Below are 14,130 nucleotides of genomic sequence, written 5' to 3' on the forward strand. Positions count from 1 at the left end.
AATCATGTACAAGTCCCTCGAACAGGCCCTGCTGGATTTGGAAAAAGCGGGAATGCTCAAACGTATTCACGCCGAAGTCGATCCGCATTTAGAAATGGCCGAAATCGCGAGGGAAAATTTTAGGCAAGGTGGCCCAGCACTTCTTTTTGAACATGTCAAAGGGAGCAAGTTCCGTGCCGCCTGTAACATTTTCGGAAGCGACGAACGATTCAATTATCTGTTCCGGGATGGTTTTGGGCAGACAAAAATCGCCGTTCAATTCAAATCAAACCCGGTCGATTTTTTCAAAAACGCCTTAAAACGCCCAACGCCTTCGGAACTGCTGCGATTGTTCAAAGCGGCTGGTGCAGGTATCAAATCGCTCCCTAGGCGTTCCGGTAGCATCAAGGACTTCGAGGAATGCAGCCTTAGCGACTTGCCACAGCTGGTCAGCTGGCCGCTAGACGGCGGAGCGTTCATCACGCTCCCGCAAGTCGCCACACGCCCGAGTGAAAATGCAAGCATCATGCAGACAAACGTGGGCATGTACCGCATCCAGATTTCAGGGAATGAATACATCCCGAACGAAGAATGCGGATTGCATTACCAAATCAAGCGCGACATCGCAAGGCACCACCAGAAGGCTCTTGAAGAAGGTCGGCCGCTCAAGGTGAGCGTATTCATTGGCGGGCCTCCATCGCACACATTTGCAGCCGTGATGCCCATGCCCGAGAACCTCTCGGAGCTCTTGTTTGCAGGCATGCTCGGCAACCGCCGTTTCCGTTACTTTGAACATGACGGTTACCTTGTCTCTAGCGATGCTGATTTTTGCATTCTCGGCGAACTTGAACCCGGTTTAAAACCCGAAGGTCCATTTGGCGACCATATCGGCTATTATTCCGGCAAACACGATTTTCCTTGTATGAGAGTCCAAAAAGTGCTTTGCAAAAAGAACGCCATTTTTCCGTTCACGGTCGTCGGTCGCCCGCCCCAAGAAGATACACTCTTTGGCAAGTTCATTCACGAAATCACAAAGCCAATGGTTCCCGCTTCGCTCCCGGGCGTTTACGGGATTCACGCAGTCGATGATGCTGGCGTACACCCGCTTTGCCTAGCACTCGGTTCTGAAGCGTTCCGCCCGTACACTCGCCCAGAAGAGCGCGAGCCGATGGAACTTTTAAAGACCGCAAACGCGCTGCTCGGATTCAACCAAGCGAGCCTCACCAAGTATTTGCTGATTGCCGCAAAAGAGGACGCTGCGGGAATCTCTGCTGACACGAAAGCCGTCGCAAATAAAACCGCCGCGAGCCTCGATGTAAACAACGTTCCCGCATTCTTCACGCACGTTCTCGAACGAGTCCACTTTGACCGTGATTTACATTTCCAGACGGCGACGACCATCGACACGCTCGACTACACAGGCACAAGCCTCAACCACGGCTCTAAAGTCGTTATTGCAGCCGCAGGAGCAAAGATTCGCGAACTCCGCAACAATCCGGGCGATTTAAAAACGCTTTCGCTCCCGCAAGGATTCAAGAATGCGACCATCGTGATGCCCGGCGTGCTCATGATCGATGGCCCGGCGCATCTCGAGAACGGCAACGAAACATTCCGCGAGTTCAAAGAAGCCCTCGCCCATTGGGAATTCCGCGAAAGCTATCCCTGGATTTCCATCATCGACGAAGGTGCCGCGAATGTTACCGCAAACAGCGAAGCAAGCTCGAGTAATATCTTGAGTGATTTTCTCTGGCTCACGTTTACGCGTTCCGACCCTGCCCAAGATATTTACGGTCTCGACGAAGCTGTCGAAAACAAGCATTGGAAATGCAAGGCGCCGTTGATTATCGATGCCCGCATCAAGCCGCACCATCAAAAGCAACTCACCGTCCCCGCCGAAATTACCGCCAAGGCAAGGCAAATCCTCAAAGAGGCAGGAGTTCTGTAAGTGCGCATCGTGTTACTACTTGTTGCAGTTGCTGTTGCCATGGCTAGCGCCTACGAAGGCGGTTGCGGAACATTAAATATTCTTCAGAACAAAAAAAAGAACAGGCTTACATTAACGGCGTCAACGCAGTACGATAGTTACAAGTGTCGCTACGAACAATATTACGATACGGTCTATTCCATCGAAACACCTCACATACAAGTTTTCTATGTGTTGAGTGGACCACATGCGACAACAAAAGCCTTCGCCGATAGCACAGCCCAAAGCATGGAAGCCGCCTGGAAATTTTATATCAACCAGATGGAAATGCGCTCTCCCAAAGGCCCTAAAATATCTTACCATTTCCAGCAGAAAGTAAAAGACGGCTTGTATCCCGTCGAAATCATTGATATTGGACAAATTCGCGATTCCGAAATAAATCAATGCCCTTCTTGCTATGGTTTAACGCTCCAGCAAGACAATAACGAAGCCACACAAATATTCATGGACAACGATTTCTTTTATGGTTCGTTCCAGCGTGACAAGAAAGATACCTTGTTTGTCGGTAAGGATACTTGCATTTATTATAAATCTCAAAATCCATTACGCAATAGCGCTCACAACTTCTCGTACACGGATGAATGGGCTAAAGGCATTCGGCTCACGTCGTTCCATGAATTTTACCACGCTGTACAACTTCGCTATCTCAACGTCGTTTATGACAATACCTTGTTTTGGTTCGAGGCGTCTGCCACAGGATTTGAAGAAGTCACAAACCCGGGCGTAGACGATTACTTTGCGTACTTGCCTAGTTTCTTTAGTGAGATGGGAATCCCTCTATACAGGCTCTCATCGACTAGCAATAATAAAATATACGGCACTTCGACGTTGTTTCTTTATTTGTACCATAAAATTGCAAAGGATGTAGATAAAAATATTTGGGAAAATTACTCAAAGTCTCCGACTCAAAGTTTTGAAACTCAGTTGGGAAAATCTCTTCAAAAGTATAATCTAGACGCCGATAGCGTGTTCCACGATTATTCCGTTCTGCTTTCGCTTTCTGGAAAGAGTAGCCTTTCGATTCCCAAAAAAGAATGGATTAACGAAGACCAAGTGGAATGGCCTTCTGCCCGGTTCTATATGGAAGATGAAGTAAAACCCGAAGTTGAAAGTTTGGCCTTTGAATTTTATCGCGCTTCACAAAATTCCTATACTCCGGATTTTACAAACTTTATCGGTAAGGCTTCGGTCATCACCTTCAACGACGGCCATGCGACCATTCATAAAATCCAAAACGCAAGGTCCATTGGCAGCTTAGCGTCTGCTCTTTCTTCAAGCGATTCTGCAATTTGGGTGTTCAGCCGTTTGGGAAAATCCGAAAGCATTCCGATTGTAACCAAAGATGCGCCCCCGCATGCGTTCCCTGTTCCGTGGCGTGAAGGCGCGCTCTGCTTTGCGCCGCTCCCTCGTGACAAGAAGTTCTTTGAAATCCGCAATCGGCGCGGTGATTTGGTGGCCCAGCAAAAATACGAAGGAACCTCGTTCTGCTTGCAAGAAGACCAAGTCAAAGCGATGATGTCCCCTGGCGTCTATCGATTCCGCGTTGGGAATAAGGGCAAAACGTCGAGCTTTATGGTGATTTATTAGCAAAAAGAAAAAAGGGGGCTGAGCCCCCTTTTCGTTGAAAGACTTTGACTACTTGTTAATTGCCGCAAGGAACGCGTCTTTCTTTTCTTGCAAGAAGTCCTTGCTGTTGTACTTGCGGATACGGCGGAGTGCCTGGTCACGCAGCTGACGTACACGTTCGTGGGAAATGTTCATGGATTCGCCCACTTCGCGAAGCGTTTGCGGAGCTTCCTGGTTGATACCGAAAATGCCGGTGATGACTCGGGCTTCGCGTTCCGGGAGCTGTTCCATGAGGTCGCGGGCCAAAGCTTCGACGCTCTGGATTTCGGAATCAGCTTCCGGGTTTGAGGCTCCACTGTCCGGGAGGACTTCGGCGTACGTTGCCTTGGAGTCTGCCTTGAGCGGACTATCGAACGAAACGCCGCGCTGACCGATCTGGATCAATTCACGGATTTCTTCGTTGATTTCCTTACCGCGGGACTGTTCGTGCAAAGCCTTACGCACGCGGAGGTGCTGGTTTGCCGGCAAGCGGATGAGGTTGCCCTGTTCGTTAATAGCGCGGGTGATGTATGCCTTGATCCACCAAACGCCGTAACTGATGAATTTAAGACCGCGGGTGTGTTCGAAAGATTCAATAGCGCGGACGAGTCCCATAGCGCCTTCGCTGACCAAGTCCGGCAGCGGAATCGGGCAGCCACGGTACTGGATGGCGACTTTGAGCACAAAGCGCATGTTTGCAGAAATCAGCTTTTTACGGGCGATTTTGTCGCCTTCTTTAGCTTTCTGGAAAAGAATCTGTTCTTCTTCGCGGGATAGGGGTGCGGTACGACGGATGTCTTCTAGGTATCTTTTGAGAGTAGTATCGGTAGAATCAATATGCATTTTAAAAACCTTGCCCTTATAATATCGCTTTTTTAAAGCAAGTTGCGTGCCAATTGTGTAAAATTTTCCAAATTTTTTACAAAAAGTCCTTTAAATGTCGGTTTTGTGGTTTTCGGAGCCAAAAAAGTCCATTATTTTTGTCGTAATTTTACAAAACTGTCGTAAAAATATAACAAATTTTTCAAAACGTGACAAGACGGACGTGACGATTGGCTCTAACCGAATAAAAAATGTAAAGCCCTGTGTTTCATTTTGGAATACACCGTTGACCAATGACTACTGACTAATAACCCGCTTCTAACTTCCTACTTCCTACTTCCTACTCTCATTTTTTCATATATTATCCCCGTTATGTCAATAAAAGAGCCTGATCAATCCGTATGGAACCGTTTTTGGCAGCGCAAGAACGACATGGACAAAGTCTATCCGTCTTCGCCGTCTATTATAGAAGCTATTAAGAAGAATTTTAAGCTCGAGGGCTTGAAGGTGCTGGAGGTCGGTGCAGGTACCGGCCGCGACAGTGCTGAACTTGCTCGTTTGGGCGCCGATGTCTATGTGCTCGATTTTGCCGACAATAGCTTGAAAATTGTCAATTCGCTCCGCGAGAGTGAAGGCCTCAAGAATTTGCACTTAGTTCGTGGCGACGCTTTCAAGTCCCCGTTCCCGGACAACACTTTTGACTTGGTGTTTCATCAGGGCTTGGCCGAACATTTCAAGGATTCGCTCCCGCTCTTGCAAGAAAACTTCCGCATCGTCAAGCACGGCGGTTGCTGCCTTTGCGATGTCCCGCAGACGGTCCACCCGTATACGATTATCAAGCATATTTTGATTGCGATGGACAAGTGGTTTGCCGGTTGGGAAAAACAGTTCACGATGGGTCAGCTCAAGAAGCTCATGCGTGACGCGGGCTTTGAATGTGTTTATGCTTATGGCGACTGGATGCGCCCGAATCTTTTCTACCGTATTTTGCGCGAACTCTGCTTCAAGTTCGGTATTGAACTCCCGAAGTATCCGCTCGACGGAACGGCTTACCAGAAGATTAAGGACAAAATTCTGGATAGCCTCCAGTCTGTGCCGGTGATGCACTACACGCAGCTTTGCATTGGCGTGATCGGTCGTAAGCCTTAGGTGATTGCTTGAAAATTCTCGTCGTAAATTACCGGGATCGCATGCATCCGGCTGCCGGCGGCGCCGAAAAGCATTTGCATCGCATTTTCGGAAAGATTGTAGAAATGGGCCACACGGTGGTCCTGTTTACGACGACATTTCCGGGAGCCAAAGAACGCGAAGTTGTCGATGGAATTCAGGTCATCCGCAAGGGTGGCGATTTGATGTTCCAGCTCACGGTAGCGCTGAATCTGAAAAAGCTTGACCGCGAATTCAACTTTGACGTTGTTGTTGAAGATTTGAACAAGTTACCGGTCTTTGCCCACTGGTTCGTCCGCAAGCCGCTCCTGGTGCAGATGCATCACTTGTGGCGGAAGTCGATTTTTGCTGAAGCGATTTTCCCGATTGCGTTTATGGTCTGGTTCTTTGAGCGGATTATTCCGTTCTTTTACCGCATGCAGAATTTTGTAGTGGTGAGTCCGAGTACCAAGAAAGAACTTGCCGAAATTGGCGTTGACGAAAGTCAAATTTCCGTGATTTACAATGGGTCGGAAAAACCTAAAGTTGCGGAGTGCGCGGATTCTTGTGAGATTATGACGAATCCTGCGATGAATGCCGCGAACCCTTATTTCATCTGGCTTTCGCGCGTGCACCGTTACAAGGGAATTTGGACGGCGCTTGAAGCGTTTGAAAAATTTTCGAAGTTGCACCCGGAAGTCAAGCTGTACGTTGTGGGCGATGGCCCGCTTTTGAAAAAGCTCCCGGCCTGGATCAAGTCGCATGGCCTGGATGGCAAGGTGGTTTTGACGGGCTTTGTGCCTGCGGCCCGCAAGTATGAACTGCTTTCGTCTTCGCTTGCGCTGTTGCAGACGAGCTACAAGGAAGGCTGGGGCCTCACGGTGATGGAAGCGGCGCAGCTCTGCAAGACGACGATTGCGTCGGATGTGCCGGGACTCTGCGATAGCGTCCGTGACGGCGAGACGGGAATTCTGTTCCCGTCGGGAGATGCGGCCGCGTGTGCATTGGCAATGGAAAAAATTTATGGCGATGCAGGATTGCGCGCGGCTCTTGGTCAGAATGCAAAACGTTATGCGCTTACGTTCAGTTGGGAAAATTCTGCTCGCGAAACTCTAGAGTTGTTGCAACGTACGGTTGAGGGTGGCGTACGAAAATGAAGTTGAATCCGAAGATAAAATCTGTACTTATTTTTTGTTTGAAACTGGTGGTAACGCTTGTTCCTGCTTACTTTGTCTATCGTAACATTGTGAGCGACCCGGAATGGGATGTTGGCGACCTCTATAACTTGTTCAAGAAAAACAGCGTTTTCCCGCTTGTGCTCGCACTCCTTTGCCTCGCGGTTTCGAACTTTACAGCTTGCCTTCAGTGGAAGCTCTTGCTCGAAAAGCAGGGCGTTCGCCTCAAGTACGGCAGGCTCCTCAAGCTTTATCACGTGGGGCTCTTCTTCAACAACTTCATGCCGGGAAACGTCGGCGGTGATGTCAAGAAAGTTTACGATATCCGCGTGCAGGGCGGGCAAGATACAGTTGGTGCTGGCTTTACGGCGACGGTGTTTGACCGCTTGTTTGGACTTTTCTTTATCACGTTGTTTGCTCTTGGCGTGGGCGCCTTGTTCTTTATTCACGATCCTGAACAGCGGGCGTTCATGTGGCCGTCGGTTTGGATTTTTATGGGCTTTTGCGTGATGTTTGCAGGGCTTTTGAGCCGTCGCATTGGCAAGTTCTTTTGCCGCATGGCAGGGAAGGTGTTGCCCGAAAAAATCGAGACACGCTTGTTGCGCATGTTTGAACGTTTCCAGAAGTTCCGCTCCAAGAAACTTTGGGTGAACATCGTTTGCCTTTCGACGGTCACTCAGTCGCTCCGCATCTTTGTGCACTTTTTCTGCGGAATTGCTGTGGGCGTGAACCTCTCGATGTCTTGGTATTTCTATTACATCCCGCTTGTCGCTATTGTGAGTGCGCTTCCGATTTCGATTGGCGGTTTTGGTCCGCGTGAATTTTTGGCACAGTCGCTTTTTGCGCGTGCTGGCGTGCCTGGACTTGAATCAGTTGTGATTCAGTTGCTCGCTTATTTTGTAAGTTTGATTTTGAGCTTGTTTGGCGCGGTCGCTTTTTTGGTGGGGCAGAAGCCCGTACCGTCAGAATTCGCAAAGAACGCTCAATAGTTTGCTATATCCGTTGCTTATATCCTTTGCTATATGAACCAGCGTTAAAAAGGAACGCTAAAAAGCTGAAATAATTGAAATGGAGATGCCCGCTCGGTGGCGGGCATGACAGCGATGGTGTCCATGCAATTTGAGTCGGCTATTAAAGAATATGGATGTAGAAAGTCTTTTGGTTGGGCTGAACTCCGACCAACGTGCGGCGGTACTCCACGATCATGAAAAGAACGGACAACTTTTAATTCTTGCAGGGGCTGGCTCGGGAAAGACCTCGGTCTTGACCAAGCGAATCCAGTACCGGATTATGTCGGGCGTTGAACCGGAGAAAATCTTGGCGCTCACGTTTACGGCAAAGGCGGCTGCCGAAATGCGGGAACGTGTGCAAAAGCTCTTCCCGAATGCGGGCGTGCGACTCTGCACGTTCCACTCGCTTGCGCTGTTTATCCTCAAGTCGAAAGTCCCGGCGTCGGACTCTTGTGGTTTTTGCTTTGCGTACGAACTTGTCGGATTCAAGAAAATGCCGGTCCCGACGGAATCGGCGGACAAGACTTTTATGCAGGAACTCGCGAAAGTCGGCGGTCGAAAATTCCGCTTTTCTCGCGAAGAGCTTTTCTCGGATGCCCATCCCGCGAAGCTCCTTAAAAAACTCGAGCCATTGCGCAATCGCATCTTGGAATCGGGTCAAGTCGTCTTCGAAGACCTCATCTACCAGGCGATAAACTTGCTCGAAAATCACGAGACGGCGCGCGCATATTTCCAAAATCAATGGACCGAAATTCTCGTCGATGAATACCAGGACATCAATCCGTCGCAGTACCGACTCGTCAAAGCGTTGCTGGGCGCGCGCAAGTCGCTGTTTGTTGTGGGCGATGATGACCAGGCCATTTACGGATTCCGTGGCGCCGACATCGGGAACATCAACCGTTTCCGTGATGACTTCAAGGAGAGCTCTCTGATTCGCTTGGAATGGAATTACCGTTCGGTCGCGAACATTTTACATTTTTCTAACCGCATTTTTGAAAACAAGCCTATCCACTTGCGGAAGGTCTTGCGTGCGGGTAATATGAATGGCTCGGGTGGCTCGCCGATTTTTAAGGAAAACCGTGAACCCGAAATCTGGGTGAGTGAAGACCCTGTCGAAGAAATGCAAAAAATCATCACGAGCATCAAGTTGCTCCGCGAAAGTTATGACCTCCAATGGAAAAACTTTGCAATCCTCGTGCGCTATAATAGGCAACGCCTATATTACGAAGAAGCGCTTCGCGATGCGCATCTCCCGATCGCAGGGACGGTCGTGTCGGAGGCGGGTAACGTAGAGGGGGAGGGCGAAGTCCTTGAAAATGGAATCCATGTGGAAACGGTCCATGCGTCCAAGGGGCTCCAGTATGCGGTGGTCTATTATGCGGGGATGTCCGAGGGACTCACGCCGGGAGAGTGCAAGGGTTCGCGAGAACAGCGCAAAAAACAGCTCGATGAGGAACGCCGATTGTTTTACGTCGGGGTCACGCGGGCTGAATCTTTTTTGGTTTTGCTATATTGCAAACGTAGATATTGGAAAGGGCGCCTGACGAAACTCAAACGGTCTCGTTTTTTGCCCAGGGAAAATTCAAAAACAGAGTGTAATATGCCAGTTATGTTATTTAGAATATATGGAGCGGCAAGAATTTTTGCGTTTATGCTCGAATATATTTTCAAGATTGCATTCATGTACATTTTCCGTCGCAAAGACCTGGATCCATGGCTTGAAGAAAAGGTGCAGGTATTTTCCCGCTTCTGCATGAAGGTCTTGCGTGTGGACTTGACGATTGAAGACCAGGCGCAACTTGCGAAAGTGGACTGGACTCGCCCGGTGTTCGTGATGGGCAACCACCGTTCGTATCTGGATATCCCGCTTGCGTTTTTGGCCTTGCAGCGTACCGTGGGCTTTATCGCTAAGACGCAGTTGCAGCGCATCCCGATTCTGAACTTCTGGATGCACAAGCTCGGTTGCGTCTTTATCGACCGCGAAAAAGGCGGCGGCGCCGCGATTATCCAAAAGGCTATCCAGTCGGGCAAGATGCCGAGACTCTTCGTTTTCCCGGAAGGTACCCGCAGCAAGCGCGATGGCATGGTCGCTTTCAAGAGCGGTTGCTTTAGACTTGCCGTCGAGGCGAACGCAATTATACTACCGATGGTGACTCGAGGTTCTGACTTGCTCTGGGAACACCGCAAGGATTCCAAGCATCACCCGGTCAACATTAAGATTCTCGAACCGATAGATACGGTTGAATTCAAGAAAACTCACGGTGGCGATGAAATGGACCCGCGCCACGAACTGCTCCCGTATGTCCGTAAAATGATGGAAGAAGCTTATGATCGGCGTCTTTGATTCTGGTTTTGGCGGGCTCACGATTTTGCAGAAGCTCCGCCACGTGCTCCCGCAGTACGATTACCTGTACCTGGGCGACAACGCCCGTGCGCCGTATGGCTCCCGCAGTTTCGAGACTATTTACCGTTACACGCTTCAGTCCGTGCGCGAACTTTTCCATCGTGGATGCCCGCTGGTGATTCTCGCTTGCAACACGGCGTCGGCAAAGGCGCTCCGCAGCATCCAGCAACAGGTGCTCCCGGTCGAGTTCCCAGACCGTCGCGTCTTGGGCATTGTCCGCCCGACCGCCGAAGAAATCGGGAACTTCACGAAGACGGGGCATATCGGCATTTTTGCCACCGCGGGGACGGTCTCTTCGAACAGCTACGTTCTTGAAATCAGTCACTTTTTCCCGAACTTGAAGGTGACTCAGCATGCCTGCCCGATGTGGGTGCCGCTTGTGGAATACGGCGAACGCGGGACCGAGGGCGCCCGGTTCTTCGTGAAAAAGGACGTGGACCAGCTGCTCGCGGCTGACCCCGAAATCGATACCGTTTTGCTGGCTTGCACGCATTACCCGCTCCTCGAAGAAGAAATTCGGGCCGCACTTCCACCGCACGTCCGCTTGGTGGTCCAGGGCGATATCGTCGCCGACAAGACTTTGGACTACCTCAGGCGCCATGTGGACATGGAAAATCGGCTTTCGAAGGGCGGTTCCGTGCGTTATTTGACGACCGATACCGCAGAATTCTTCAAAAAAGGCGCTTTTCGCTTTGGAATGGAGAATATTTCGGCGGAGTCGTTGACTTTTTAATAAGTAAATTGTATTTTGATAATTGTTACTGACGAACCGTACTCGGTCCGCTTGTACTCGTTTTAATTTTCGAACTTTAAACTATTTGAGTGGATTTATAAAATGCCGAAAACACAGATCAATCTCGAAGGTTGGCAAGACTACCGTGGCAACATGGCGGGTAGCCTGCTTTATGTCGAAACTAGCCATCAGTCCGAAATGCCTGTCCGCGACCAGCTGAATGAAAATGAAAAGGGTTTTCTTTACGAACCGAACTATGAAACCAGCACCTATGGTCTGATGAGCTGCTACAATGTGAAGGCTATCAACACGATTGTGAAGAGCAAGAGCCGTTACATTCTTTTCGGTACCCGCTACGAAGGCTTGAGCGATTCCGAAATGCGCAACAAGTACCTCATCATGGGTTACATGCGTATCGATAAGATCAAGGACGTGCGCACCCGTCACGTGCAGCGCTACATGGCAAACCCAGAAATGGAAGAACCGGAATGCATGCAGATGGAACACAACTGGGCTGTCTACGGTCCGATGCGTTTTGTTTCCCTCGACGATTCCTTCGTGGTGACCGACGAAATCCTCAAGGAATGGGGTTACAAGGGCCATGCCTCCCGCCAGCTCAAGACCGTGTTCTCCAAGGAACATCTCGAAAAGATTCTCGCTCACCTGGATTCCAAGCAGGATATGATTGACGAGTATATCGCTACCGTCGATGAATACAAGGAAGCCCTCGCTGAGGAATAATTCTTTTACAGAATGTGAAATGGCCCGCGGATGCGCGGGCCTTTTTCGTATGCTTACAGGTCCTTGCTTTGTCTTCCCCGACGATTCTTTTCTTGTCATCCCCGACCAGATCGGGGACTAGAACCTGACGGAAATGCCGAGGTGCGTGGCGAAGCCGTTGCGGAAGAGCAAGTTGGAGAGTCCACCTTCTAGGGAACCAGCTTTGTCTTTGTCGCCTTGAGCCCCCGGAGTGCCGCTGCCGTGATGTTGCGTTGGGCTTGTGCCATCTCCCGCGGCTGCGCTCTTGTTAGAATTCTGGTCTTTGTAGTCGATGTAGAACGGGATGATTTGTGAAACACCGTACACGAGTGCTAGGTTTACGGCCCCTTCTTTACGGATTTCGCATTCGAGGGACAAGACTGTTCCGATGGCGCTCAATTCTCTGAATGTCTTTTCTTTATAAGTGTTAATGGTGGCGAGGCGCGTTGTTTCGGTTCGCATGTCGATGCCGAGGTTTCTGTTGTACTGAGGTCGGCATCCACGCGGAAAGTCTTTTGTAAAAAGGCGAACGAGAGACCTTTGATGACCGAAGCGGGGAGCGCCCGGTTGGGCGCAAGCATTTGCAGCAAGCCCAATTTCAAGGGAAATTTTTTTGAGCTTCTCACTACCAGTCGATACTGCTACTGCGAGATTCTGTCTTAAAAATTTGCCAGAACTTTTCTTGTGTCATGCCCGGGAAAACACCGCCAACGGTGATATCGGGGAAGAAGATGAAGTTCTGCATTTCATCAAGCGTGTAGTTATAGAATTTTGCCTTTCTGTTGGTTTCTATTGCATTGGCTATAATTTCATCTGAAACTTTTCCGTTCAGCAAGCCTTGAATAGAGATTGTCTTGTTGCCTGCCGGGTCGGTAAAGTAGAATACGTTAGGAATATATTCGTCGTTAGGGATTGCGAACACCTGAACGCCATCTTGAATTTTGCAAACGGATGAATTCAGAGTTACCGGAGCAAGGGCTTTTAAGATGGAAATATCATCGTCGTAATAGGAGTTGTCTGTAGCTTCGAAAGTGACAGTGCAATTGGTGGCTTTGGCAAAGAAACATTGATAGCTGTATTGATCGCCGATTTTGGCATCAGCGCAGTATTCCGCAGTGCCCGCTGAATATCCACGTGTATATAAGTCACCGTAGAAGTAATCGATTTTTGTATTTTTTTCTATTTGTGCTCTTACGGCTTTGTTGATTTCAAATTCGGCATAAGAGTCTCCGCCCCAAAGTTGCGGTGCCCAATAGAAACCTTCTGCAGGAATGTTCCAAACGGAGTAGTCATTGAACTTGTGGTAGGGGAGGTAATCTTGCCAGCCGTCGGTAATCTCGAAGAATTTGGCTATGTTTACCGTAATCTTGGAGCCAGCCGGGAGTGTGATTTCAACACCGGTATGGAGTGCCTTGCGGTAGTGTTCCAAAGAGTCGATTGCTTTCTGGAAATCGCGTGCACTCACGTCGGACATTTCGTCATCACCGACAATGTACGGGTCATTCAATTGAGTCTTGATGCCGTTCTTGGATTCGTCGATGCCGTACTGGAGGCCGACTTCTACGAATTGAATGGCGGAATCCAGCAAGTTCGGGATGTCCCTATAGCGTGGTTTCCAACTGTCGTAAACGGTCGTGAAGGAGCTACCCTTGTCCATGAGGGAAATGATATGGTCTGCAAAAACCTTGGAATCGCCATCGTATTTGTCGACATCGTTCATCCAATCGTATTTGCCATTTGTGGAAATATCGATGTTAAGGCTTGCACCGAATGTCAAAACGGCCTTGGCAACGAACATGGTGGCAAGTGCTGGTGCAAATTCACCGCGGTCGAGCTCGAATGTCCTGTCTTCAATATTGTAATGGCAAACAAAGTTGTCGTCACCGACGATGTTCTTCAAGTAAATAATTGCAGAATCCAAAGACGGAATAGCTGCTGCCATGGCTTCTTGGCCCATGGTCGTAAGGTGCTTTCCGTTACCTGCAATCATGAGTCGGTTGAAATCGTTCACATCCATGTCGGCAAGATTCACCTTGTTGGTGACTGTATCGACGAAAGCCTTGATTTGGGTGTTGTTCATCAAGTCGGTGATGATGCTCAAGGCGTAACCGAGTTGCGCTTCGCAGTTTGCGGGGTATTTGTCCAAAACGGACTTGAATGTGCTCTTGGTCTGTGCACTAATAGCTTGAGCGTTCTTGAGATTGTTGTCGCCCAATTCTTCTAAAATATCCTTGATGCTTGATTTTGCACTCTCTAACTGGGCTGAAACTGCAGCGTCTGTGACTTCTTGGCAACTAAATGCGCTAAATGTGGGGGTGGTCGGTGTTTCGGCTGGTTGCGCCAAAGTGGGGTTGCTGTCGGAACATCCCATCAGGAATGAACATGCTCCAATGGCTAGGGTGACCAGTTTCTTGGCCTTTCTCATATAAACTCTCCTTCTTTTTGTGGAGATAATATACAAATTTTTTCTTACAGAACTAGAGTAAATGGGGAAGATTTTATTTTAGTCGCTA

At 49.3% G+C, this 14,130-nt stretch carries 11 protein-coding genes; 8 read left to right on the forward strand and 3 right to left on the reverse strand.

Annotated elements, in window-relative coordinates; translation table 11 throughout:
* Positions 1-4 precede the first annotated feature (4 nt).
* Together B3A20_RS07295 and B3A20_RS07300 are read left to right on the forward strand one after the other, a co-directional pair.
* Positions 5-1,924 carry a UbiD family decarboxylase gene (locus tag B3A20_RS07295; RefSeq protein ID WP_290763212.1) on the forward strand — a complete coding sequence of 640 codons (1,920 nt, stop codon included), beginning with the start codon at positions 5-7 and terminating at the stop codon, positions 1,922-1,924.
* A 9-nt stretch (positions 1,925-1,933) separates the two neighbouring features.
* Complete coding sequence (locus B3A20_RS07300) at positions 1,934-3,550, forward strand: hypothetical protein (RefSeq protein WP_290763213.1); 1,617 nt, start codon at positions 1,934-1,936, stop codon at positions 3,548-3,550.
* 48 nt (positions 3,551-3,598) lie between these two features.
* Here B3A20_RS07300 and B3A20_RS07305 read toward each other — a convergent pair whose 3' ends face one another.
* Positions 3,599-4,411 (reverse strand): sigma-70 family RNA polymerase sigma factor, encoded by an 813-nt coding sequence (locus B3A20_RS07305; RefSeq protein WP_014545470.1) that lies wholly within the window; start codon positions 4,409-4,411, stop codon positions 3,599-3,601.
* Between the two features lie 351 nt (positions 4,412-4,762).
* Between B3A20_RS07305 and B3A20_RS07310 the strand changes: the two genes are divergently transcribed.
* The 6 genes from B3A20_RS07310 (at position 4,763) to B3A20_RS07335 (ending at position 11,599) form a co-directional block, all read left to right on the forward strand.
* Complete coding sequence (locus B3A20_RS07310) at positions 4,763-5,539, forward strand: class I SAM-dependent methyltransferase (RefSeq protein ID WP_290763214.1); 777 nt, start codon at positions 4,763-4,765, stop codon at positions 5,537-5,539.
* Positions 5,540-5,547: 8 nt separating this feature from the next.
* Positions 5,548-6,693 carry a glycosyltransferase family 4 protein gene (locus tag B3A20_RS07315; RefSeq protein WP_290763215.1) on the forward strand — a complete coding sequence of 382 codons (1,146 nt, stop codon included), beginning with the start codon at positions 5,548-5,550 and terminating at the stop codon, positions 6,691-6,693.
* The gene (locus B3A20_RS07320; protein ID WP_290763216.1) at positions 6,690-7,700 is read left to right on the forward strand and encodes a lysylphosphatidylglycerol synthase transmembrane domain-containing protein; all 1,011 of its coding nucleotides are present in this window, start codon (positions 6,690-6,692) and stop codon (positions 7,698-7,700) included. Before B3A20_RS07315 ends, B3A20_RS07320 begins: the two co-directional genes overlap by 4 nt.
* A 151-nt stretch (positions 7,701-7,851) precedes the next feature.
* Positions 7,852-10,065, forward strand: a complete 2,214-nt coding sequence (locus tag B3A20_RS07325) for a UvrD-helicase domain-containing protein (protein WP_290763217.1) — start codon at positions 7,852-7,854, stop codon at positions 10,063-10,065.
* Positions 10,049-10,858 carry a glutamate racemase gene (murI, locus tag B3A20_RS07330; RefSeq protein WP_290763218.1) on the forward strand — a complete coding sequence of 270 codons (810 nt, stop codon included), beginning with the start codon at positions 10,049-10,051 and terminating at the stop codon, positions 10,856-10,858. Before B3A20_RS07325 ends, murI begins: the two co-directional genes overlap by 17 nt.
* A 102-nt stretch (positions 10,859-10,960) precedes the next feature.
* A complete protein-coding gene (locus B3A20_RS07335) occupies positions 10,961-11,599 on the forward strand; it encodes a hypothetical protein (protein ID WP_073423419.1) in 639 nt (212 codons plus the stop codon).
* A 117-nt stretch (positions 11,600-11,716) separates the two neighbouring features.
* Here the strand turns inward: B3A20_RS07335 and B3A20_RS07340 are convergent, their stop codons facing one another.
* A complete protein-coding gene (locus B3A20_RS07340) occupies positions 11,717-12,079 on the reverse strand; it encodes a hypothetical protein (RefSeq protein ID WP_290763220.1) in 363 nt (120 codons plus the stop codon).
* A 163-nt stretch (positions 12,080-12,242) separates the two neighbouring features.
* The gene (locus B3A20_RS07345; RefSeq protein ID WP_290763221.1) at positions 12,243-14,042 is read right to left on the reverse strand and encodes a hypothetical protein; all 1,800 of its coding nucleotides are present in this window, start codon (positions 14,040-14,042) and stop codon (positions 12,243-12,245) included.
* Positions 14,043-14,130: the final 88 nt, after the last annotated feature.

This window comes from Fibrobacter sp. UBA4297 (assembly GCF_002394865.1).
Lineage (GTDB): Bacteria > Fibrobacterota > Fibrobacteria > Fibrobacterales > Fibrobacteraceae > Fibrobacter.

Coding starts and splice junctions, on each gene's coding strand:
- B3A20_RS07295 (WP_290763212.1), top strand. CDS start 5: ATGTACAAGTCCCTCGAACAGGCCCTGCTGGATTTGGAAAAAGCGGGA.
- B3A20_RS07305 (WP_014545470.1), bottom strand. CDS start 4,411: ATGCATATTGATTCTACCGATACTACTCTCAAAAGATACCTAGAAGAC.
- B3A20_RS07310 (WP_290763214.1), top strand. CDS start 4,763: ATGTCAATAAAAGAGCCTGATCAATCCGTATGGAACCGTTTTTGGCAG.
- B3A20_RS07320 (WP_290763216.1), top strand. CDS start 6,690: ATGAAGTTGAATCCGAAGATAAAATCTGTACTTATTTTTTGTTTGAAA.
- B3A20_RS07325 (WP_290763217.1), top strand. CDS start 7,852: ATGGATGTAGAAAGTCTTTTGGTTGGGCTGAACTCCGACCAACGTGCG.
- murI (WP_290763218.1), top strand. CDS start 10,049: ATGATCGGCGTCTTTGATTCTGGTTTTGGCGGGCTCACGATTTTGCAG.
- B3A20_RS07335 (WP_073423419.1), top strand. CDS start 10,961: ATGCCGAAAACACAGATCAATCTCGAAGGTTGGCAAGACTACCGTGGC.
- B3A20_RS07340 (WP_290763220.1), bottom strand. CDS start 12,079: ATGCGAACCGAAACAACGCGCCTCGCCACCATTAACACTTATAAAGAA.
- B3A20_RS07345 (WP_290763221.1), bottom strand. CDS start 14,042: ATGAGAAAGGCCAAGAAACTGGTCACCCTAGCCATTGGAGCATGTTCA.